This is a genomic window from Pandoraea cepalis (assembly GCF_902459625.1).
Taxonomy (GTDB): Bacteria; Pseudomonadota; Gammaproteobacteria; order Burkholderiales; family Burkholderiaceae; genus Pandoraea; species Pandoraea cepalis.
This window is the reverse complement of record NZ_CABPRY010000006.1, coordinates 136,670-157,657: the sequence shown is the minus strand read 5'-3', so window position 1 is coordinate 157,657 and position 20,988 is coordinate 136,670. Positions and strand designations below refer to the sequence as shown.

General features: G+C 60.2%; 26 protein-coding genes. 12 read left to right on the top strand and 14 right to left on the bottom strand.

Annotated features, from left to right (window positions below):
• Positions 1–33 precede the first annotated feature (33 nt).
• The 5 genes from PCE31107_RS14500 to PCE31107_RS14485 form a co-directional block, all read right to left on the bottom strand.
• Positions 34–489 carry a hypothetical protein gene (locus tag PCE31107_RS14500; RefSeq protein ID WP_150609322.1) on the bottom strand — a complete coding sequence of 152 codons (456 nt, stop codon included), beginning with the start codon at positions 487–489 and terminating at the stop codon, positions 34–36.
• Complete coding sequence (locus PCE31107_RS14495; RefSeq protein WP_150609320.1) at positions 486–965, bottom strand: hypothetical protein; 480 nt, start codon at positions 963–965, stop codon at positions 486–488. Before PCE31107_RS14495 ends, PCE31107_RS14500 begins: the two co-directional genes overlap by 4 nt.
• Positions 966–1,056: 91 nt before the next feature.
• Positions 1,057–1,371, bottom strand: a complete 315-nt coding sequence (locus tag PCE31107_RS14490) for a hypothetical protein (protein ID WP_150609318.1) — start codon at positions 1,369–1,371, stop codon at positions 1,057–1,059.
• 26 nt (positions 1,372–1,397) lie between these two features.
• On the bottom strand, positions 1,398–1,553 hold the full coding sequence (locus PCE31107_RS23395; protein ID WP_174966673.1) for a hypothetical protein: 156 nt from the start codon (positions 1,551–1,553) through the stop codon (positions 1,398–1,400).
• Positions 1,554–1,626: 73 nt separating this feature from the next.
• Entirely contained in the window at positions 1,627–1,878 is a 252-nt protein-coding gene (locus PCE31107_RS14485) for a hypothetical protein (RefSeq protein WP_150609316.1), read from the bottom strand.
• A 333-nt stretch (positions 1,879–2,211) separates the two neighbouring features.
• Between PCE31107_RS14485 and PCE31107_RS14480 the strand changes: the two genes are divergently transcribed.
• From PCE31107_RS14480 to PCE31107_RS14460, 5 genes are all read left to right on the top strand, one after another.
• Complete coding sequence (locus PCE31107_RS14480) at positions 2,212–2,535, top strand: hypothetical protein (RefSeq protein WP_150609314.1); 324 nt, start codon at positions 2,212–2,214, stop codon at positions 2,533–2,535.
• A 143-nt stretch (positions 2,536–2,678) separates the two neighbouring features.
• On the top strand, positions 2,679–3,329 hold the full coding sequence (locus tag PCE31107_RS14475) for an LPD29 domain-containing protein (protein WP_174966672.1): 651 nt from the start codon (positions 2,679–2,681) through the stop codon (positions 3,327–3,329).
• Between the two features lie 350 nt (positions 3,330–3,679).
• A complete protein-coding gene (locus tag PCE31107_RS14470; RefSeq protein ID WP_150609312.1) occupies positions 3,680–4,012 on the top strand; it encodes a hypothetical protein in 333 nt (110 codons plus the stop codon).
• A 213-nt stretch (positions 4,013–4,225) separates the two neighbouring features.
• A complete protein-coding gene (locus tag PCE31107_RS14465) occupies positions 4,226–4,636 on the top strand; it encodes a hypothetical protein (protein ID WP_150609310.1) in 411 nt (136 codons plus the stop codon).
• Between the two features lie 372 nt (positions 4,637–5,008).
• The gene (locus PCE31107_RS14460) at positions 5,009–5,686 is read left to right on the top strand and encodes a thiol:disulfide interchange protein DsbA/DsbL (RefSeq protein WP_150614336.1); all 678 of its coding nucleotides are present in this window, start codon (positions 5,009–5,011) and stop codon (positions 5,684–5,686) included.
• Between the two features lie 4 nt (positions 5,687–5,690).
• On the opposite strand, the gene PCE31107_RS14455 is transcribed toward PCE31107_RS14460, so the two are convergent.
• A complete protein-coding gene (locus tag PCE31107_RS14455) occupies positions 5,691–6,449 on the bottom strand; it encodes a hypothetical protein (RefSeq protein WP_150609306.1) in 759 nt (252 codons plus the stop codon).
• Between the two features lie 66 nt (positions 6,450–6,515).
• Positions 6,516–8,507: an ATP-binding protein gene (locus PCE31107_RS14450; RefSeq protein ID WP_150609304.1), complete on the bottom strand. Its 1,992-nt coding sequence runs from the start codon at positions 8,505–8,507 to the stop codon at positions 6,516–6,518.
• 295 nt (positions 8,508–8,802) lie between these two features.
• On the opposite strand from PCE31107_RS14450, the gene PCE31107_RS14445 reads away from it, so the two are divergent.
• The 3 genes from PCE31107_RS14445 to PCE31107_RS14435 all read left to right on the top strand — a co-directional run bounded on the left by PCE31107_RS14445 (position 8,803) and on the right by PCE31107_RS14435 (position 10,697).
• Positions 8,803–9,267: a hypothetical protein gene (locus tag PCE31107_RS14445; protein WP_150609302.1), complete on the top strand. Its 465-nt coding sequence runs from the start codon at positions 8,803–8,805 to the stop codon at positions 9,265–9,267.
• Between the two features lie 77 nt (positions 9,268–9,344).
• Positions 9,345–9,593 (top strand): hypothetical protein, encoded by a 249-nt coding sequence (locus PCE31107_RS14440; RefSeq protein WP_150609300.1) that lies wholly within the window; start codon positions 9,345–9,347, stop codon positions 9,591–9,593.
• Between the two features lie 120 nt (positions 9,594–9,713).
• Positions 9,714–10,697 carry a DUF932 domain-containing protein gene (locus PCE31107_RS14435; protein WP_150609298.1) on the top strand — a complete coding sequence of 328 codons (984 nt, stop codon included), beginning with the start codon at positions 9,714–9,716 and terminating at the stop codon, positions 10,695–10,697.
• 299 nt (positions 10,698–10,996) lie between these two features.
• Here PCE31107_RS14435 and PCE31107_RS14430 read toward each other — a convergent pair whose 3' ends face one another.
• From PCE31107_RS14430 to PCE31107_RS14405, 6 genes are all read right to left on the bottom strand, one after another.
• Positions 10,997–12,016, bottom strand: coding sequence for a putative bifunctional diguanylate cyclase/phosphodiesterase (locus PCE31107_RS14430; protein ID WP_150609296.1), 1,020 nt, complete (start codon positions 12,014–12,016; stop codon positions 10,997–10,999).
• 87 nt (positions 12,017–12,103) lie between these two features.
• The gene (locus PCE31107_RS14425; protein ID WP_150609294.1) at positions 12,104–12,604 is read right to left on the bottom strand and encodes an AAA family ATPase; all 501 of its coding nucleotides are present in this window, start codon (positions 12,602–12,604) and stop codon (positions 12,104–12,106) included.
• A 14-nt stretch (positions 12,605–12,618) separates the two neighbouring features.
• Positions 12,619–12,912 carry a hypothetical protein gene (locus PCE31107_RS14420; RefSeq protein WP_150609292.1) on the bottom strand — a complete coding sequence of 98 codons (294 nt, stop codon included), beginning with the start codon at positions 12,910–12,912 and terminating at the stop codon, positions 12,619–12,621.
• Between the two features lie 244 nt (positions 12,913–13,156).
• Positions 13,157–13,690, bottom strand: coding sequence for a polymer-forming cytoskeletal protein (locus PCE31107_RS14415; RefSeq protein WP_150609290.1), 534 nt, complete (start codon positions 13,688–13,690; stop codon positions 13,157–13,159).
• Positions 13,691–13,706: 16 nt separating this feature from the next.
• The gene (locus PCE31107_RS14410; RefSeq protein ID WP_150609288.1) at positions 13,707–15,107 is read right to left on the bottom strand and encodes a hypothetical protein; all 1,401 of its coding nucleotides are present in this window, start codon (positions 15,105–15,107) and stop codon (positions 13,707–13,709) included.
• Between the two features lie 27 nt (positions 15,108–15,134).
• Entirely contained in the window at positions 15,135–16,292 is a 1,158-nt protein-coding gene (locus tag PCE31107_RS14405) for a carbon-nitrogen hydrolase family protein (protein ID WP_150609286.1), read from the bottom strand.
• 284 nt (positions 16,293–16,576) lie between these two features.
• On the opposite strand from PCE31107_RS14405, the gene PCE31107_RS14400 reads away from it, so the two are divergent.
• The 4 genes from PCE31107_RS14400 to PCE31107_RS14385 all read left to right on the top strand — a co-directional run bounded on the left by PCE31107_RS14400 (position 16,577) and on the right by PCE31107_RS14385 (position 20,229).
• On the top strand, positions 16,577–16,876 hold the full coding sequence (locus tag PCE31107_RS14400) for a hypothetical protein (RefSeq protein ID WP_150609284.1): 300 nt from the start codon (positions 16,577–16,579) through the stop codon (positions 16,874–16,876).
• An 83-nt stretch (positions 16,877–16,959) separates the two neighbouring features.
• A complete protein-coding gene (locus tag PCE31107_RS14395) occupies positions 16,960–17,847 on the top strand; it encodes a hypothetical protein (RefSeq protein WP_150609282.1) in 888 nt (295 codons plus the stop codon).
• Positions 17,844–19,736 (top strand): ATP-dependent helicase, encoded by a 1,893-nt coding sequence (locus PCE31107_RS14390; RefSeq protein WP_150609280.1) that lies wholly within the window; start codon positions 17,844–17,846, stop codon positions 19,734–19,736. The genes PCE31107_RS14395 and PCE31107_RS14390 overlap by 4 nt, the downstream gene beginning before the upstream one ends.
• 46 nt (positions 19,737–19,782) lie before the next feature.
• Complete coding sequence (locus tag PCE31107_RS14385; protein ID WP_150609277.1) at positions 19,783–20,229, top strand: hypothetical protein; 447 nt, start codon at positions 19,783–19,785, stop codon at positions 20,227–20,229.
• Positions 20,230–20,389: 160 nt separating this feature from the next.
• Here PCE31107_RS14385 and PCE31107_RS14380 read toward each other — a convergent pair whose 3' ends face one another.
• Entirely contained in the window at positions 20,390–20,962 is a 573-nt protein-coding gene (locus PCE31107_RS14380; RefSeq protein WP_150609275.1) for a hypothetical protein, read from the bottom strand.
• Positions 20,963–20,988 lie beyond the last annotated feature (26 nt).

Sequence of the window (20,988 nt, the reverse complement as noted above, 5' to 3'; positions counted from 1 at the left end):
CGTCTCACGCGCCCCCTAGATCGCGCAGGGTAACTAGGGGAGTGGGACACGAGCCTGGAGGCAGGCCTGCGTAGGCGTCATGGCCAGATCCAGCGGATGCTGCAAGGCAAGCGCGGCTGCATAAAGCTCGCCAGCATATATGGCGGGGTTCGACGCGATCGTGCGTTCGAGCGCGGCGACTGCACCGTCGAGATCGGAGACACCGGCTTCGGCCAGCTGCCCACGAAAGCAGATCTCGGCGATGCCAGCGCGTTGGGTCATCCCCTGATCGTATTGTTGCGTTTGAGCCGTCGCCAACCACAACTCGCCGGCAGTCCGTGCGTATGTCATCGCGGCCGCGGCGAGGGGTGTTCCATTTCCGTACTGCTGTACCACGTAGTCGATCACGCGCTGTCGGTACACTTCCTCGTCGTCCCGCTGGCCCGCTCGCGCGGACGACAGGACCGCGAGACCCGCCAGGGTGACCGCGGCCAGGAATGAGTACTTCATTCGCCGCCGCGAAGAGACTGCTCCGTCGGCGCCCACCGGAAGGCGCTCGCGGCATCGAGCATTTCGTCGATACGATCCGGGTCAGGCGAGAAGGCCTGGCACAAGACGGGGTAGGCATCGTCGGCATCGTCACGCAGCCAGATCTCGGTTTGCGTGGTGTGAAGTGAACGCAGCTTAGCGGTCCGCGCACCATGGACCGCCAAGCGCCACGACGAGCGTTGCATGAACTCGCCTAGCATCGGGGTTTCCGGATGGACCGGCAAACGCTCACCGCGATAATCGGAGAGGGCCTGCGTGAGCAGATCCTTCACACGGGTAGGATCGAGGCGCTTCTCGCTCATCATCACCAGTACCACGCGATTGGACTCTTCCTCCTCAAGTTCCCCCACGCACGGCGCGAGGGTGAGATTGAGCGCCAGCGCCCACAGGCGGGGCGATTGTTCGAGGCGAGGAAGCTGGAAAGCATCCGTGATCATGCAAAGTTCCTGGTCTGGGTCTGTGGATCGGTTGGCGCAATGTCGTCCCATCAATCCCACATTACGGCAGAAACGATGATAGTTTTTTCCCTTAAAACAAAAAAAATTTGGCTCTATTCGTGTCGGTTGGGCCAGAGTGGAAGCACATGACCTTGAAGGCGTCGTGCGGCACGTGCATCAACTGGCCGTTGGGCAGGATGACGGCCACCTCGCCATTCGACTCCACGAAGCACGGGTAACGTGTGCCGATGTAGGCGATCGGATAATGCTGAGGCTCGACGCACAAAGGAGCCTCTGGCACACACGTGCGCAGCATCAGCACCGTAGAGGGGACCTTTTCGCCGAACGGGTAGGCGGCAGAACGAGTTTCGAGGGCAGGGCTGTCGGTCGGGGCAATGGCGAACAAGCGGTGAAGCTCCGGTAGAGGCTAGGTCACTCGAGAACTTTGCGGACGGCGTGGACGGCGCACGCTGCAGCCAGCAGAGAGCCGCCTCCCAGCAAGATCAGCACCTCGTCGGACCAGTTCGCGAAAAGTGCGTCGAGCACGGTCGGGGTGTTGGAAGCACGCCAGAATACTGCAAGCGACATTATGAACGCCGCCGCGACAATAGTCGTGCATGCAATCACGGCAAGCATTCGCACAAGCAGACTGTACGACGGTTCAGATGCGTCGCAGCGCGTTCGCTGGCGCCAGCGGGAAAATCTCGCGGATCGAATGGGCAATTGACCTCCGGAAATGGGAAGCGAGTCGTCGAAACTCTACCACCCAAAGCGCGGTCAGCAATACGCTGGCCGAATGTTCGGGTGAAAGCGAATTCAACTGCATAGAGTCTGACGCCCGCTCCAACAAACGCAAATTCGAGGCGATTGCATTGCCCGAAATCCCATGATAATGTCCGTTCCAGCCGTTCACTCGGCATCTCTTCACTGGTGCGGCCTCAGGGCTCTAACGCACCGCGGGGCTACTCTCAGGCCCAAGAAATCTCCCAATCTTGTCCTCGGCAGGGCACATCCATGCCTCGCACGCCTTCGCTATTTACTCGGCTGCCTGCCCCTAAAACGCGTCGCGGCTCCTTCAATGCCGGTAGCCAATCTCTGGCTGTTCAACCACCCACTTGGCGCACGCTTGAGCAACCAGATGGACGCCTCCCTCCTCACGGAGGGCTCACCTGAGTATCTCGCTCAGGTGAGCTCGGAAACGACTCGATCTTTTCTCAACGCCGATGCCGGTAGAAAAGGACGAACGATGAAAAGCAACGAAAAGGCGGCGCTGACCGCTTCCCTCATATCGGGCAATCTCGTCTGGTCGGTGCAAATGCACCCGATATACGACGCGGTCGCCGAGGTCCGCTTGATGGGGGATGGTCGATACCAGATCTGGCATCACTATGGTGAGGGTTCGATCGCCTGGGCCGATGATATCGCCGCCCCTACTGCACGATTGGATCAAGCAATCGAGATCGTGAAGGGCTACCAGAAAGTATTCGCCTGCAACCTTGGGCACGCCGCGGCAGCACGCGCAGAGAGCATCAACCAGTCCGCGGGCGGCATGCGTATGTCCCTCAATTAATCAGGAACCATAGCAGACGTCGTCCAACGGGACGCGTCTGCCCCCCCCACGTCTGCCCATACTCCGCGCATCGGCAGGTGATCGAAATGATCGGTCACGGCTCCTGTTTCACCACCGCCGGCATTCCGGCATAGGAGCCAACCATGAACAGCAACCTCTCCGTAGCTTCCGCGTCGAGCCTCCCGGCAACCTCGAATCGACGCGACCTGAGCTGTACCGAAACGGCCAAGATCCTGCGGCAAAGTCTGAAGGAGGCCTTCCCTGGGATCAAATTCAGCGTCCGCAGCAGTAAGTACTCTGGCGGCGCGTGTATCGACGTCAACTGGGAAGATGGTCCGAGCGAGGCGCAGGTCGATCCGATCGTGGACCGATTCCGCGGTGCGTACTTCGACGGGATGGAGGACTACAAGGGCAGTCGCTTTGCGATGATGACGACCGGGGCCGGCCTCGAGCAGGTTTCATTCGGCGCCGACTTCGTCAAACTTAGTCGCTACCACAGCGATCAGGCTCTCCAGCGCGCGATCGGTGCGGTATTCCGCCGTTATCGTACGAACTTCCGCGAAGCTAGCATAGAGATGCCGGCCGTTCGGGAATACCGCGACGGCAGCCTCTACAACGTTCGCCTGCGGGGTGTCCACGGCCAGCATGGTGGCGACTCGCTGCAGGACTCGATCCGTCTCGCCGCCGGAAAGCACACCTTCGTGCTCAAAGTCGAGAAAAGCAAGACTGCCGCCTCGATCTTCGTGACGCATACGGACGGGCGCCCCCACGCGCCTCCCGTGTTGAACGATTAAACGCAACCGAACGCCGCCCGCCCCGAAGGTTTGGGGGGGGCGGCGCTGTTGTTCCTCTCGGCGAATTTGCGGTATAGTCGGTGCACGCCTGGCTGCAGGCATCCGCTTTATAAACGCGCTTTCGTGCGCCGTGTCCGGCCCCTTCGAAATCATCGCTCGCTCGAGCGCCCGCAATTCTCCAGTACGCATCGGGTTGTGCCGTGAAGGTATTCACGCCACAGTCTGCTTTCTTTTGCGATCGCGCGTGCCGATTTACCCGCCAGATCTCTGGCACAACTCTTTAATCATGAACCCACGCGGGGCACGTCTCCGTCGAGGGGCTGCTCCGTCATTCGAAAGGAGCTGGAGAAATGAATACCCAAGCAATCGAACATGTCGAAGCAGCATCCGCCAATGTCGAAGCCGGTGTTACTGTTTCCGTCATCGCGTGGATGTCCGCAGCAGGCTGGAGCTTCGAATGGTTCTACTCGTCCTTCAAGGCCGAGGAACTGTTCGGCCAGGCCAAAGTTGACTGCGAAGATCGTAATGAGTGCGGCACCCGCGTGGTGCTTTGCGATGTGGAAGTGTCCTCGTACGAAACTGCGTCGGAGGAAATCGAGGCTCACCTCGACCAAATCCTCGCGGGAGCGAGTACGTATCCGGCGCCGGACGCACGTCTGAAGGCGGACCGCACGCTGCATTAAGCGAAACCGGACGCGCGGCCACACGAAAGTGTGCGCCGCGCCCCACCATTACGCATTCCATGGTCTGCGACCACGGCATGCGGTACGCGACGGCTGCCAGATGGCGGCGCTGGTGCGAACTACTCCAGATTTTCACCGCCGATACCGGCATTTTTTCAACCCTGTGTGGGCACTCCCACCAGGGCGTGCTCCACGTTGAATCTGGAGCATGTCATGACATCGCAAACGATTGGCCTCGAAACGAAGATCCTCGCGGATTTCCGTCGATACCTTGGCCAGACCGTTCGTGTGAGCCGCATCATGGTGGAAGAGAGAGGCTACTCAATCTACCGGACTCTCTCGCGACCCGCGCTGGTCAAAGTGATGCCGACGGATCGCGCAAAGATCCTTCACTATTCCACCGCTGATCGGATCACCCCGGAATGGAACGTCCGGCTCGTCGAGCGGCACGAAGAGATTCCACCAGGGGCTTCCCTGCAGGTCTTCGGCACGACTCGGCAGGCGGATAGCGAATCGTTCCTCGGCGACGTTGAACTCGTCACGATGACTGCCTCGCTGATGACAAAGATGGCGATGCGTTCGGCACGCAGCTTCGTTGGCGTGTACCGCAAGGTGTTTGCATAAACATCAACCACAGCAACACCGGGGCGCAGTCCCCGGTGTCCCTCCCAACTAACGTTTGAGTGATCTGGCCGCGGCGCCCCACCGCGTATTCAGTACCAACGACCTGGCGATCACGAGGCCAATCGCGAAGATCTCGCCGAGCACCTTTCCTCGAAAGGGATGACGCCGCGATCATCGTGGACTAGGCTGAAGTAGTGGCTGCCTATGTGTCTGGTCTCATTGGGGATGAACACGGCCCTAACTTCACCCCACCAGGGGAAATTAAAACACCTAGCGGCGGATAATCTCCCCTCAGTTCCCCCCTCATTCGGGCTTCCAATCCCCAAGCTCTCGGGCACACTCAATCCATCCCAATCCCATTTGAGGTCAATCTTGATCCACTGGACCAAAGGCTGGAAAGTGCCGGCTATCTCGGCGTCTGTAGGAGCGCTGATAGCCGTAGGCGTAGCTGGCTGGATGCACCCAAACGGTGACTACAAGCGCACCGACACAGGCTACGATCTCGCGCAAACCCGGTCCGTTCTTGCCACTGCGACCGCTTCCGAGCGCAACGTCGTGGTGGACTATTTCTACTACGGCTGCCCGCATTGCCGCGCGTTCGAGCCCATGCTTGAGGTATGGGCAAAGCAGCTGGGGCCGACCGTCATCCTGAAGCGCGTCCCGGTCACTGGCGGCCGTCCGGAGCTGGCCCGCGAGGCCGCGCTCTTCAACGCGCTCGACAGCCTCGGCGCGATTCCGCGCTTGCAGGAGGCCGCCTTCCAGGCCGTCGCGCGTAAGGCCGACTTCCCGGCGTCGGACCATGATCTGGCCGAGTGGGCAAGGGAGGAGGGCATTGAGGCTCAGCGACTGGTGGACGCGTATCACGCCCCCGACATGCTGGAGCGGATCGATGCTGGCGACAAGGCATTCCGCGCGATGGACCTTTCTGCAGTTCCCGCGATAGCGGTACGCGGCCGCTGGATTGTCACGCCCGCCACGGCCGGCAGTATCGAGGGCATGGTCGGCGCCATGACTGGAGCCCTGGGCGCGGCGGAAAGTCCTGGGTCCTGATCTCTCAGACGGCCACTTCCACCTCACGCGGGAAGCTGGCGGGGTCGATGACCTGCATGCGAAGACGGACGTGCTGGACACTCAGGGGATCCCGCCCGCGCGGGTCGAAGTGGAACCGCTGGTGGTCCAGCATTCCTAAGGCACTGTCCACCAACGCACGGAGAAAAACCGTTTCGATGGACACGCCGGCCTTCTTGGACAGTACCTTGGCCAACTCCAACGTTGGCCGGCTCATCACGACCGGATGTTGCTGTGCCGCGTCGAGGCGCAGCAGACGCGTGACCTGGTCGACGTCCTTTCGCAGCAACTTGTAGCCGAGCGACGCAGCCAAGTTGCCGATGCTCGCGCGCGTGAGTGGCCAACCTGCGCTCTTGGCCCGCAGGTCAGCCAACACTTCGTCCGTAATCGTGGTCGTTTTTCTGTCAACCACATGCAGATATACCCCGATCCGCTGGCGGTATGTCAGAGACAACCCAAGCTCGTCCGCGACGAGCCGTATATTCGGCTTCGTCGGCTTACGCTCGCCGAGCTGCGCCCGCACTTGAGCAAGCAGTTCGGCGGACGGCGCGATGGGAGTCCGTCGCAAAGCCAGCGCGAGCTTGTCGAAATCGCCGGCACGAAGTACAACCCCTATGTCGCGCAGCTTAGCGCGGATCTGGCTGTCAGGAAATCCCGCATTCGGGTTGTTACGGTCGCGGAACCGCTTGAGGAGAAGCGGCACTAGTACGTCGAGATCAACGGCTTCGGATTGGTCAATGGACATATCGAAAAGATCAAACAATAGGCGAGCAAAGGCCAAGGAGAGGGCGACGCCTGACCCCGGTCACGATCACATCGAACCTGCGGGAGCACGCAGCACAGCCTTCACGGCCTGCCCCACGTCCGATTCCCGAATGTCGGTGGTGTTTTCGCGCAGGCGGCGAACCGCGGCGGCGTCGATCGCCTTCTGGATCACCGCGTCGGCATCAGCAATCGAGTGGCCGAGGAGGTGCTCGCAGAGCAGCAATTCGACCGATGCTTCGACCGTCCAGTCGCTGAGGCGATCCAGCTTGGCGCGGATATACGCTTGCATATCCTCGATTTCAGGCACGTCGAAAACGATCTTCTCCTCAAAGCGCCCCCCGCGCACCGCCGCGCTGTCGATCCGGTCGTAGTAGTTCGTCGCGGCGATGAACAGCAGGTCGCGCACTCGGCCACCCGCGCCGTCGATGGTGGTTAGGATCTTCTCGGTCAGCATGCCGTAGCCGGAATACTGACGGTCGCGCAGAATTCCGTCCGCTTCGTCTAGGAACACGATTGCCGGGCGAATGTCGCACGCCGTCTTATACAGTTTGTCCCATGCTTCGGGCTTTGCCGCGATTTCCGAGCCGATGATCTTGAGAAAGGCCCAATCTGCTTGCTTGGCGAGCGCCATCGCGGCCTGGGTCTTGCCCGTACCCGGCGGGCCAACGAAGATCAGACCAGTCGGCAAGCGGCTACCCATCTTTTCGAGCGAATACACGTTCGCCATCTTGAAGGCCATGTCCTTGAGGACATTACGCGACTCTTCCGGCATCAGAATCTCGTCGATGCTCTTCACCGTCTCCGGAAGCTTCCCCTTGCGGCCTTGAACCAGACGCAACGCACGCATGCCTATCTCGAAACTGAGTTTGCCAGCGAATTCGCCGCTACGGCGCATTTCGCCGATCTGCTCGCCTACAGCGGTCAGACGTGCCGCGCTGTAACCCGCCCAACGCTCTGCCAGCGTCGTGATCACGGCAGGCTCGGCCACATCGTAACCAGCAGTGCCACCGATCGCACGACGCAAGATGGCTTGGCGAGCCTCCTGATCCGGCGCCGGGATTTCCACCTTGAAGTCGAAGCGCTTTTCGCGAACACCGGCACTGTCGAGGTCGTCCAGGTGGTTCGTCGCCGCGACCAGCACGATCTTCGTGCCGCGCAGATTCACGATCTCGGTCAACATCGTGTTGGTCAGATCGCGGTCCATGTGGTGCGAGCCATTGCCGCTACGCTCCTTTAAGAACGAGTCAATCTCGTCGATGAAGAACACACCGAAGCCCGTCTTGCGGGCCGCCGCGAATGCTGCCTTCACCTTCTGCACTGACTCGTTAACCCACATAGAAGCGATGTCGCCGTAAGCGATCGAGAAGAAAGGCACGTTAAGTTCGCCAGCAAGCGCCTCGGCAAACAACGTTTTCCCGTTCCCTGGATCACCGAACAGGAGGATGCCGTTGCGTGGTGTCGCGCGCGCGGCGATCACATCCTTCGCTGCGGCGAGCAGGCGCTCCTTCGTCTCGGCCATACCGACCACGTCCGCGAACTTGTAGCGCGGAGTGCTCATACTGTCCGAAAAGTCATAACTCGGTGCAGGCGGTTGCGGCGGCTGATTCTGAATACCATGGCGGGCCTGGCGCGGCGCTGAGGTGGCAGCCTGAGCCGGATTCATCGGCTGAGACGCACCTCCGTTAAGCCGCGCCCGAAAATTTAGGAGCGCCGGGCGGATCCGCGGGTGTGCAAAGAGTAGAAACGTCCAGATGCCCAGTACCGTCAGCACAGTTGACCATCCCGTGTGCGCCAGTCTGACAACAGTGATGGCGCCGGCCGCTACCAAGGCGTAGGCCAGCAAGAACTTCCAGGCCTTGTAGAAGTCTGGGAGCACGATCAGAACCGGCACGACGATCGTCACGAACATGAGTTTGTCGATGTCCGTCGGCGTGACCAGGCCACCATGCGAGACGTGCGAGAAGGCGACCGCCCAGACGCACATCCCGATGATGCGGATCAGCCACCCAACTGCGACCAAGGGCATAAGTGGATTCATAACCACCTCGTTCATCACGGCAGGCCCGATTGCCACACCGTCTTCATACGTTAATTGTCTCGCCATTCTACGGAATGCAAATGAACGTGGAAATGGTAGTTTCGCGAATGGATAGTGCATACCCCCGAACTGGATTTGAGAGTTTGCCGAATGCCTGGAACGAGCAACCAGCTTGAAGCATGTGTGTTTTCACCAGCAAGTTCTTGGGGTATGATCCGTACATCCATCCAACGGATGGCGTCCTCTTTCTCAGCAGCCGCGCTGGCGGCATCAGGTGAAAAAAAGGGAGGACGAAATGGAAATTCCCGTTCCTGACATAGGGAACCGCTCCTACGAGCGAATCCTGAAAGTCATTCAAGTGAAAGAGGTCGTAGGTCCGGGCCAAGTCACGAAGTTTGTGGCCCCGAGACATCGGTACTCCGATCCGATCAATGCCCCCGGTCAGCTCCTAGACGTCGGGCAACTGCAACAGCGCGACCTTCGCGAGATTCGAACACAGCACGAGTTTGAATATCCTGACTTCATCGCGCGCACTATCCTCAAATCTCCACAGTTCGATTACGACGAAGCGCGTGTATTCCAGTTTCACCGGAAGACGTCAAACTCGCAGTTCGTCTACGGCACTGTCATCACAGACAGTAGCCTGAACCTGATCGACTACTGCATCGGTGGCCCGCGTCTTGAGCAACGTCGCACGGTGCTTCATCCGCTGCTGCGTGCCCTGTGCACTCCCGGATCTCTCGAGGTCCGGCTGCACTGAAACGTCACCCTTCAAGCAACCTTCCATCGCAACACCCGGCTCCGTTCTGGTCCGGCGCTCACCCAGGAAGTTTCATCATGGCAAAAGCTAGCAGGATCGTCGAAACGATCCGGGAAGCGGACGCGAGCGGGGGCGGATTCCTGCTCCGCGTCCGGCTTCATTCCGGAGAGGCCATCCGCGGTGCGGTCATGGGCCATTCGCTCGACGACATGGAGCAAACGATGACGGTCGACCTCGATCTGTGGCATCTGGATCGAGGCGGCCCCATAAATGCGAAGCGTCTCGTGCGCTTCGACGAGATCGCGAACTTGGAAGTTGAGTGGTAATTCACAGAGTCCCACCGGGACTCACCGCAGCAAGCAATCAACAAGGCAGCCATCGGAAACGATGGGCTGCCTTTTTTTCATTATCAAGGGCGCAATCCCGCGCAACAATGGAGAACAGCAATGCATCAACTCACCATCAACGAACTTGGTCGCGCGGAAATGGCTTGGACCGGTGACAAGCCTTGGCACGGTCTGGGCCAGCAAGTCCAGCGAGGAGCTTCGATCGAGGAGTGGCGTCAAGCCGCCGGCCTGGAGTGGTCGATCTTGCGACGGCCGGTGCGCTTCAATTCCTCGGAAGAGGAGGGTGGCGACACGCTAAAGCTCGACGGCCACGACGTACTCGTGCGAAGCGACAACCTGAAGGGCCTGTCGGTCGTGACGAAGAAGTACCGCGTCGTCCAGCCGGACTCGGTTCTCGAGTTCTTCCGCGATCTGACTCGGAGCGCCGGCTTCCAGATCGAAACGGCCGGATCGATGCGAGAAGGCCGGACGATCTGGGTTCTCGCGAACACAGGTCTGAAGCAAGACATCGTTCCGGGTGACAATGTGAAGGGCTACTTGCTCCTCGCGACGTCATACGACAGTGCGATTGCGACGACGGCGATGTACACGAGCACGCGTGTGGTGTGTAACAACACCCTGCGTTTCGCGCTGAACCGGGACGTCGAGAGCCAAGTGCGTATTCGTCACGACGCGGAGTTCGATCCGGACGTGGTGAAGAGCCAACTCGGCATCCTGGCCGGCGAGTCGTGGAGCACCTTCGTCACCCGAATGAAGTCGTTCTCGAGGACGTCGATGGGTAGCACCGAAGCTGGCATGGTGCTGGCAGGCGTGCTCGCAGCGCAACAAGCTGAAAACGTCGCGACTATCGTGACCGAAACGCGGGGCTACAAAAAGATCATGGAGCTCTTCAACGGTTCGGGCCGCGGATCGGAAATGAGCGGTGTGCGCAACACTGCCTGGGGTCTGGTGAACGCAGTCACGCAGTACGTGGACTTCGAGCGCCAGGCGCGCAACAACGAGACCCGCCTCAACAGCGCGTGGTTTGGTCCAGGGGCTCGCCTCAAAGACCAGATCGTTTCGCAGTTGCTCGAACTCGTGTAACCCCTGAAGAAATTATCCCTCCCGCCGCAAGGCGCGGAGGGATGTCCCTCACGCAGTGCCGGCCAGCGCCGCCCCGCCGAGATATCTTGCGCCCCATTTTAGCCGCTCATAGCAAGCTGCGGCCAAAGCGTCGTGCGGCCACATTTACCGAATGGCGATCGCGGGCAATGACGCCCGGAGAGTTACTCGAGTCGACATTGCGATGTGCCGATGCTGAGATGTACAGGATCAAGCAGGCGAGACGCAATTCCTTCCAAATCGCGGGAGCGATTCTAGGCGGCGAGAGGCGGCCTCAGCCGTCAAGCCGCGATCGCCACGAGCGGCTTCTTCGTGGCCAGACGCCCCTCGTCAAACTCACGCTTCAGGGCAGCAGCCGGCAGTGCAGGGCTTATCAGCCACCCCTGAATGAAATTGCAGCCAAGCTTGACGAGCGCTTCCTTCTGGTCCTGTGTCTCAACGCCTTCCGCAATTAGGTCCATACCCAACTGGCGAGTGAGCTGGGAGATCGCCTTGATGATTTCCAGATCAGTGCGGGAGGAAGGTAGCTTCGACACGAACTGCCTATCCATCTTGATGGCCGAGAACGGCAGGTTCTGCAGGTACGTCAGGCTCGAGAAGCCCGTTCCGAAGTCGTCGATCATGATCCGGACGCCGCGATCACGCAGCTCACGAAATGTCTTCTCGACGGCGTAGCTGTTGTGCAAGAGGTTAAGGCTCTCGGTCACTTCAAGCACCAAACGCGACGGAGTCAGGCCGCTGATGATCAGCGCCTCGTCGAGATAGGCGAGGAATGCTTCGCGATTGAGCTGGAGCGGCGAGACGTTCACCGACAGATATGGGATGGACAGGCCTTCCCGATCCCACGCGACCATCTGCTCGCAGCCCTTCAAGAGAATCCAGCGACCCAATGCGTGGATGGAGCCGGCGCGCTCGGCGGCCGGGATGAACACGACTGGCGAGATGCTGCCTCGCTTCGGATGGGCCCACCGCGCGAGTGCTTCAACGCCCACGACCGCGTGCGAGGCAAGTTCGCAGACTGGCTGGTAGTCGACTGAAAAGTGACCTTCGTACAGGCCCGTCAGAAGCTCATGCTGGAGTTCAGGCCAAGGCGAATCGATGTGGGGTGGCTGCTTGTCTGATCCGCTGGCACTGGGCGCCATTTCCCGCAGGTAGTCACGCGCGAAACTGATGGCTTCCCAGCATGATCCATCCCGCGGCTCCGCGGACGAGGCGGCATACAGGATCGCATACTCCAGAAGGGTCTCGATCAGCTTAGTGCTGCTGCGGATATCCTGCTCTACGGGGAGGGAAGGCGTCACAGAAGTTGGCTCTCGATGTAGGTGGGATCGTGAAGACCTTCGACTTGCGGAGGTGTGCCTTCGCCCATAATTACATAATCGAGCGTGTCAACCGTTCAAATGTCGAAGGAGTTGGCCGTTCGATCGTAAATGCCAGCATAGCGAGGGAAGAAGGCTATCGCGGACCGATTTAAGACCGGGAGACCAGCCTCGCTTCGTGGTCTCTGCGCGTGCCCTGAGCCGTTGTTCCCGAATCTGACGGGGCGTCAGCACGTATACGAACTTCCACCGCTCGATGTCGTTTAGAAGGGCGAGGTGTTCGACGTGGGCTGGGAAGCCATCGATCACGACCCGATCGAGACTGCGAGCGTAGTCGAGGATTTCGGTAGCGGCGCGCGGATCGAGCGCTTCACCCGGCACATGGCGTGCCATCACCTGAAGCACGCGCACTGGTAGGTCGGCCGGGCGAGCGCCACGGCGAGCGAGACGGCCAATCAGGCCAATGCTCAAGTGGACGTATCCCTGCGCAGCTAGATGGCGTCCAATGGTGCTTTTGCCGCAACCATGCGGGCCCAGCAGGAAGACGTGGGAGCCGACATTCATGTTCATCGTATGGGAGTCGATCACGCTTCGACCGACGGAACACCGAAAAGGAAGTTCGGTTGCGGCCAAGCGCTCCGCACCTCGGGCGTGTGCGATACGTAGAAATCGGAGCGGTCTTGTTCGACGAGTTTAATAGCCTCCTGGATCAATGCGATGCGCTGTTCCAGATTCGCCTTCACGTCAACCGCCGGGGTGCCCCGGGCTGTACCCGGCACCGCGTGTTGCACCTCCTTGCGAAGGGTACGAACTGCTTCACGCAGGCAATCGGTCACGTCGCCGAGGTTCGCGTAGACACTTTCCCAGTTGCGACTCATTTTTGCCTCTGCTGATTGGATTGCGGATCGGTCTGGGAGCAGATAGCGGCTGCACTCGCTCCGTTCGTGATTGCGCACTTGATTCCGGAAATCACGCGGGGCAAGCCGGCCTGTTCAGCAACCTCATGAAACAAGTCACGGTGATGCCACGAAAGGACTGCCCACCAGACCAGCACAGCCATGGTCGCCGCGCGGCGCGACCATGGCGAGAAGAGGCCCGGGAAGAGCATACGGAGAACGGTGATCAGTTCGCGATCTGCTCGACCATGCCTTCGATGCGGCCAAACGATTCGAGAGCGCCATACATGTACTCGCCCTTGATCACGCCCATGTTGATGAGCGTACCCTGCACGGTGGCCTTGCCCGAGTGCTTACCTAGCACGATCAGCGTTTCACATTCGATATCGATTGCGATATCCGCATCGACGTCGATGACCACCGTACCGGCTGACTTGATCAGCGAATCCGAGCTTTGCAGCGAGCCCTTGAAGATCGCGCCCGCGCGTGTCTTGATCATGCCCTGCAGTTCGAAGTCGCCCGAGAACGTCGAACGGATATTGTGCTTTTCATGGTCAAGGTAGAAGACGCCGTCATTGTCGCGGCCGAAGATGTTGATCAGGCGATCGAACATCGTACGCAGGTTCGGCAGCGCGGTACGTGACCGAGGGATTGCCTGCTGTTGTTCGGCTTGAACCGGTTCCGGCGAGCGAAACTTGTCGAGATAGGAAACAGCTGCTGCGCCGTCAATAACCTCGTTGTGCTGTGCTGCATTCTGCATGGAATACTCCTAGTCTTCAGTAGGCGACATAGTTGCCGCGGGAGGTAGAGAAGCCGCCGCCGCTCTGTTGGACGGTAAGCAGCGTCGAACCGTCGGGCAGGGTCTGTCCGACAGAAATCTGTTTCATCTGGCCGTGATCCATAACGACCAGTGCGTCACCGTTCTTCGTGACGACATTGAATTTGGGCGTGGCAGGGACGTCTGCCGAAGTGGTCTGATGCTGTGGTTCGCTGGCGTCGCTTTGGCGCGGCGTCACAGTCGGTGCGGCCTGCGTCACAGTCGGTGCGGCCTGCGTCGCAGTTGGCATAAGCTGCACGTTGACCGTGTCGCGGCTCTGCTGCTGCGGTTGCTGCTGAACTGGTTCAAGGTGGGGTTGCGGCGTCGGATGATTGACCGCGCGTGGCGTGACTGGCTCACGAGCAGAGTGCACCGCTAGGACGCGAGGCCCATGCACCTTCTTCGGAGCGATATGTCCCGAATCGGGTCGAGGCGGCGCAGCCACGGGGGTGGGAGTTGCTCCGAGCAGCGCCACTGCATCGCCGCTATCCTCCCCATCGCCATAAGCGTCAGGAGAGGTGAACGTCGGCGGGTGGATCGTGAGGTTGATCGGTCCCTTCTGGCCGTCGTCACCATAGGCTGGCATGTTCATGGGGAAAGGGCCACCGCCCGGCAGCGGAATCCAGCCCTTGGCCGCGTCACGGACGATGTGATCCTTATCTCGTACCTGAGGCGAGTTGTCGCCAGATGGGGGTGTCGAGAAGGTGCGTGGCGTGATGCTCGGGTAGTACGGAATTGCGGAGTATCCGTTCGGTTGCCCATGCAACGCCCTGTCGACGGGATCGTTTGCTTCACGCCAAGGCGTAAGAAAGTGCGGAATGCCGAAATGGACCGATTGAAAGACGGTTTGTGCGTCGACATGCACGAACCGAGTGACGCCCATCAGCGCCATGAATCCGAGAAAGACGATCAGAGAACTTCGACCGACGGCAATAGAGACCGCCACCACGCTGGCACGCATGCGGCCCCTGTACTTGGCTCGCGCCGCAGCGCGCGGGCGCGATGCGGCCGGCCTGGCGGAAGTGCCGTTGTGGGCCGTAGGCAAGGATGCAAACGAGAACTTCATCGGAGGGACATACCACGTTGCCCGACGCGAAATGAGCCATTGGTTGATGCGATAGCGAAGCCGATCCGCGATAGACAGAATCGGCATCTCGTCCGGGTGCTTGGGGTACACGAGGACATATTTCCCGTCCGTAAACTCCAGGAAGGGCTTGCCGGGTGCCAAGTGGCGAACAACGAACGGCCCAGCCTTTACCATCGTGATGGTGGGCTGTAGTTTCGCTGCGCCGTGCGGAAGGATCGCGTCACTCATGATGAGTGTGACGATAAGTGAGAAGTCCTCGAGCGCGGCGCTCAAATACCTATGGAATTACGGAGCCTTTCCCTAAAGTGGAAAACCGCGTGCAATCGCGATTGGATCGTTGAAGAGACGGGCCCACGCGCGTGCGAGAGATACCTCGATATCCATGATTCCGCTGCGGTCCCACCAACCGTTGCCGAGCAGCAGGACCGGTGTTCGGTAGTGCAGATGATAAAGGGGAAGAGATGTGACTGCCTCGAAACACACGAGCAGCGAATAACGTTCATCCCCTATCTTCGCCGTGCGCCCGATAGCGCTCCAGTGCGGCTTGAGTCCGTCCTCAATAACAGGAATCGGCTGAATAGCGGGGTAGAACACACGATCCGGCAAAACCCACACGCCTTTTTGAAGATGCTCCGCCCACGGGACTGCTCCCGATCCGCCCGCGATTAGCCGGACGGCCGACGGCAATTGGAGTGCGTCGACTAGCCCCGGCGAGACAGGGCCAAGCACGTTTTCCGGAAGCATGACAATCGGAGTCGGCGCACCGGACGCGATAGGCACCGCAGCGGCCCCCCGCACGATCGGTCCGTACGACAGTGCGGCACGGATTGACTCGTCGAAGTCCACAGGTGGCTTACCAACCGGCAGGCTCATGGCGATTACACGGGACTGCATGGCCGGTACGAGAACAGCGTAGACGTTCAATAGTACGGCGCAGAACGTCGGAACGAAGAGCGGTCGCCACGACGGGCGCTTGACCGCCTCAAGCACGGCCGCCGCGGTCCAGATCGTGAACAGTACACCCAGTACGCTAGTCGACGGGAACCACCAGCCAGCCGCTGCGGCAGGCGGCAAAGGGGCAACCAGGGCCAGGGGGGGCAGCGACAGCGGGATGAATACCCATGCCGAACGCTCGACCGGCGTCGCCCGGCGGCTGAAGGCCGGCGCCGTGAAGAGAGTCGAGAGCAGGGCGAGCGCGAGCCAAATCGTAAGGGCCATCGGGCGGCCGGCGCCCACGTCGAGCACTCCGATCGCCACGCTACTGAGTGCGCCAAGGAACCATCCGAGCAAGTACAAGAGGGACGTCTTGCCGAGCTCGCGCAGACACCAAAGAGCCGCGGGCAGCGCGACGTAGCCCGCTGCCGCAGCCGGCGGCCGGGCGCATAGTACGCCGCAGAAGAATAGGCAGGCGAAAATGAGGATCGGACGAATGATTCGGAAGCGAGATACGTGAGCCATGCCGGGAGAGTAGGGAGCGAAGCAAGTTCTCCCGAGCCAAATGACTTGGCCACATTCGGCAATATTCGACCTCCCTCGCATTCATGAATATGCGATCACTGCCAATTATTGAGCGTTGGGAATGAAAAAAGCACATTACGTCAATGGTGTGCAATCCCGGCGGCGTCCGCCCCGAACGCCTGGTAACCATACATTCCCCATACACCTCGCCCGATATTCGACTCGACGGACGCTCCTCGTCCGGCTAAGGTTCTGACATCGTCCTCATTTTGAGCAATGCCCTCGTGAGCCTAGAGTTCAGTGTAAAAGAGATGGTGGTTGCCCTGGGCTTCCGCCACAGGAACAAGCCAGTCGAATTGCGCGCACTCGGTAATGCTATCGACACGATGCGCCGCCGAGCCACCTTCCGTTTTGCAGTGCGTTGGGCAAAGGCTCCATCGGCCGCGCTGCTTGACGACATGCGGGTTGGCATGAGCCCCCAACGCCCCACCACGCAGGCATACGCCGGCGATGTAGACTTCATCGACATCCGACTCGAGTTGGCACCGAACCAGGTTCCTCAGCGTACCGGCGTCGCTGAATAAAGATGCAGACGGTCTGATATTCCATTCTGGTTGTGATGCGGTCGGGGCGAAGCTATCGGGACTTCCAACAGAGTGAGGTCAGTATGAGCGCCGATAACATCGTAGCCGGTAGTATCAGCAAGATTGTGTCCGCCGGACTCGGCGGTCAGGACAACGTAGGCGACACGGCTCTCCAGCCGAAGAGTGCCGCAGAGCTCGAAGCGGAGGCGGCTCTCCGCGATCTGGATGCGGCAGTCGAGATGTCCATGGCCGACGGCAACAAGAGCGGCCGTACGAAGGCTCCGACTCCCGCCGACGACGAAAGTCCGGAAGCCACGCGCGCCCGCCTGATGAAGAAGGCGGCCAGTCAGCGTGAGAAAGGCCGCAAGGCGCTCACGACCCCGGAAGCCGGCATCGTGATGGCCTCGCAACAGGTCGTCGTGAAAGATCGTGTCGTTGGCTCGGCGCTGGAGCGCTATCTCGGCGCAATCGACTACTGCTCGCACAACCTTCAGCGCTACGGCGAGATGGTGCTCGGCAAGAAGTGTCAAGAAGTCGTCGAGCAGCTGCACACCCTGGTCGAGGAGTTCTACACCGACGCCGATAAGGAACTCGGCCGCGTTACGATGCTGGTGACGGAAGGGAAGATCCAAGTGGAGGCCGAAGGAATGCCGTGGATCAAGCCGGAAGTCCTGTCGCCGGCCGTCGACATGAAGGCGCTGTTCCGCTCGCGTCTCGGCATCAAGATGCTGAGGGGCGTGATGAAATACGACCAGTCGCTGGAGCTGATGGCTGGCCTCGAGTGGAACGAACTCATTGGCCACGGCGAAACCGAAAAGCGCCAACTGCTCGCCAAACAGGCTCTCGGCAAGATCTACGGGTTCGCGTCACACGTGAATCAGTCGCTGCGCGGCCGCGCCTTAGCGAAGGGGAAGCCGGTGGGCGCAAAACCCCTCCAAGCGGCTCACACTGAAGAAGCCGTGGCGGCATGAATGACGCGATTGCGCGAATCCTCGCGCCCCTGAACGACGAGCAGATGGCCGTAGCCAACTGCGAAGGTAACTGCCTCGTCATCGCGGGCCCGGGGTCTGGGAAGACCAACACTATCTCGCGCAAGATCGCGGCGACTCTGCAAAATCGCTCTGAGCGCATCGCCGCGGTCACGTTCACGCGAGAAGCTGCTCTCGAACTTCGAGCCCGTACCATCGCACTCGCTGGCAAGCAAGCCGCTTCCCGGATCCTGGTCGGCACCTTCCACTCGGTCATGAACCTAATGTCGTTCCCGGATCTGGCGACCGACAACGGGCGGGAGGTCGTATTCGGTCGAGACATCATCGCCGGCCGGCCATGGCCGTTCGGAAAAACTAAGTGGAAGATCGTTAAGGAAGGGATGCGCCGTAGCTTTATCCTGCGCGCGCTATCGGAGCTCGCGATCGAAGACCTAACGCTCGAAGAGGCAAGCCGAATCATCGAGCAAGTGAAGTCGGGCCGGCCGGCGGCGGAGCTCCGCCATGAGCAGATGACCCAAATCTACACGGACATCATGAGCCGGCAGAAGGTTATCGACTTCCAGGACATCCTTCTGAAGACTAACGCTGGTCTCGAATCGGGCGCGGTGCCGCCGCTCAACGTCACACGCCTCTTTATCGACGAGTACCAGGACACCGATAAACCACAGTTCGACATGGCGGCCGCGCACCATCGCGCAAATGTCATTTTGACCGGCGTGGGTGACGACGACCAGTCGATTTACGGCTTTCGGAACGCGCTCGGCTACGAGGGCATGCAGATGTTCGAGCGCAGCTTCAACGCCGAGCGCCTGATGCTGGGCAACAACTACCGAAGCCATGCCGAAATCGTTAGCTCGGCCACGAGGGTCATCAACCACAACCTCGACCGTGTCGACAAGAACCTCGTCGCTATGAAGGGGCCGGGCGGCAAGACGGCATGGAAGACCTTCAAGACACAAGAGGAGGAAGCTCACGCGGCCGCGCGTTACGCCGCTGACGCACTCCGCTTTGGCAGCGATGTGGCCATCTTCGCGCGAAATAACCGTCGTCTTGATGAAGTCGAGGCCCGACTCCAGTCGCTAGGCATTCCGTACCGCCGCCCGCCAGGCGAGTCGATCCTGAATAGTGTTGAGGTAATGATCTTCTGCGCGGCAATACAGGCTGTAGTGAAGCCGGAGAAGAAGGTAATAGACCAACTGTTGTCCTGGTGCCGTGTCGACGAACAGAGCATCGTCAAACTCGAGAAGCTATTTCGCGGCGCATTCCTGCTCGGTCAGTCGGAGGACTTCGCCAGGGCGAAGATCGAAGACTCGGTTAAGGAGAAGTGGCGCGGTTTTGTGAAGCTCTTCACGGGCTGGCAGTCGTCGCTGGTGATCGGCGCGGACACGCTGCTCATCTACGGCATCAGCGACTGGCTTTCCTCCTACGCTCCGGACAAACGCAGCCAAAACGTCATTCAGATCGCGCGAGACATGTTCATGCCGCGCCGCGCGGACCCGGAACGGGGGATTTTGGCTCAGACCGTTCAAGACCGCCTGACGGCCATCAAGATGGCGCAGAGCAAGCGCGACGAGAAGAAGCCCGAGGGCGCAGACGCACCGAAGGTCGTCGAGTTGATGACGGCCCACGGGTCAAAGGGACTCGAGTTCGATCATGTCTGGGTTGTTGGCGCCGAAGATGATGTTTTCCCGGCGAAGGATGGAACGCTCGAAGAAGAGCGCCGCCTGATGTTCGTCGCAATGACGCGAGCGCGTAAGGACCTGATGTTGTCTACTGGCGGTGGGAAGCCTCCCAGCATGTTCCTCAAGGAAAGTGGAATCGAGCGGATCGTGGATCAGGACAACGCCTACGCGAACCTCGTGGATGCGTAACATGGCCGGGACCTGACCAAGCAGGATAATCAATGAGGAGTGGACGATGGTCGAATTGACCGAGAAGCAGACGCAGGCCTTGCACATTACTCAAGCTGCCCTGGTCCAGATTCGGTGCTTGGCGAGGCAACCCCTTACCCCGACGACTATCGCCGCCATCCATGACCTGGCTGACGCGCTGCACAACGTCCCTCGCTGGCTTACGTGGCGTCCGAAGGGTTTGAATCCCGAGAATGTCTTTGATGAGGAACTGAATCGGGACCTCGAGACTGCGGTTGGCGTATTCGAGCGAGAGGGATTTCCGATGTTCGCTTTTCCACCAAACATTCAGCCGCGCGACGTGAATATCAGTGCCTACGTGGCGTCAGGTGCCCGCTTCTGGATCCCGCCGGGAATCGCGAACCAGTATGCAACGTCTGCAGACGCGGGGTCGCGTAGGGGTGGTGCAATCACTTTGGCCTTGACGCAGTTCTTCCGACGCCTCTTCAGCTAGCGAGAACGCGAGTCGCGTGGGAGCAAGACGAAGTCCGCGGGGAGCCTTGGCCGGGCTGGGAGGGACTGCAAGGCTCTCCTTAATGGCTGCATTTGCGCGGCACGGCGCGCTCACGAATACGCCACTAATGACGCCGGAACACGGGCGAACAGTTGGGGTGTCAGCTGATCTGCAGTTCTTCCGCAAGCTCAGCCATCGTCTTGGGCACAATGCCCATAGCATGCTGCTTGATTGCGACGAGCGCCAGGTGCAGCGGTTGAAGCATGGCTTCGCGCTGCTCGTAGGTGATCTGCTTGTTGTACTCGGACATGTACAGCTGAGCGATGGCCAGATCCGCCCGCTGCAGTTCGCGGTAGAGCGTCGAAAGCATCGGCAAGAGGAGAATCAGATCGAACCGCGTCTTGCGAAAGATGGCCTCGTTCAACTCACCGTCGTAAGCCTCGGCGTCCACCTGGAGGCCCAGCGTCGCATACTTGAGGTCCTTGACCAGCCCGGGCAGTGCATTGCCAGTTGCCGTGCGCGTCTTCAGTCCGCGGCTGCGGATAAACAGTCGCTCGGAGACGAAGTAGAAATCGCGATCCACCCAGCGGCGAATGAGCGGGGAGTAGACTCGCATCTCGGTGCGCGATACGACGTTCGTCCGGATCGCCTCGACTCGGTCGAGGTTCTTGGGGATTGTGAAGGGCACGTCGGCCCAGGAATCCTCCTGTTGGGACTGCTCGGCGGTATTCAAGGCTAGTGGTCCGTTTGGTGAGCTTG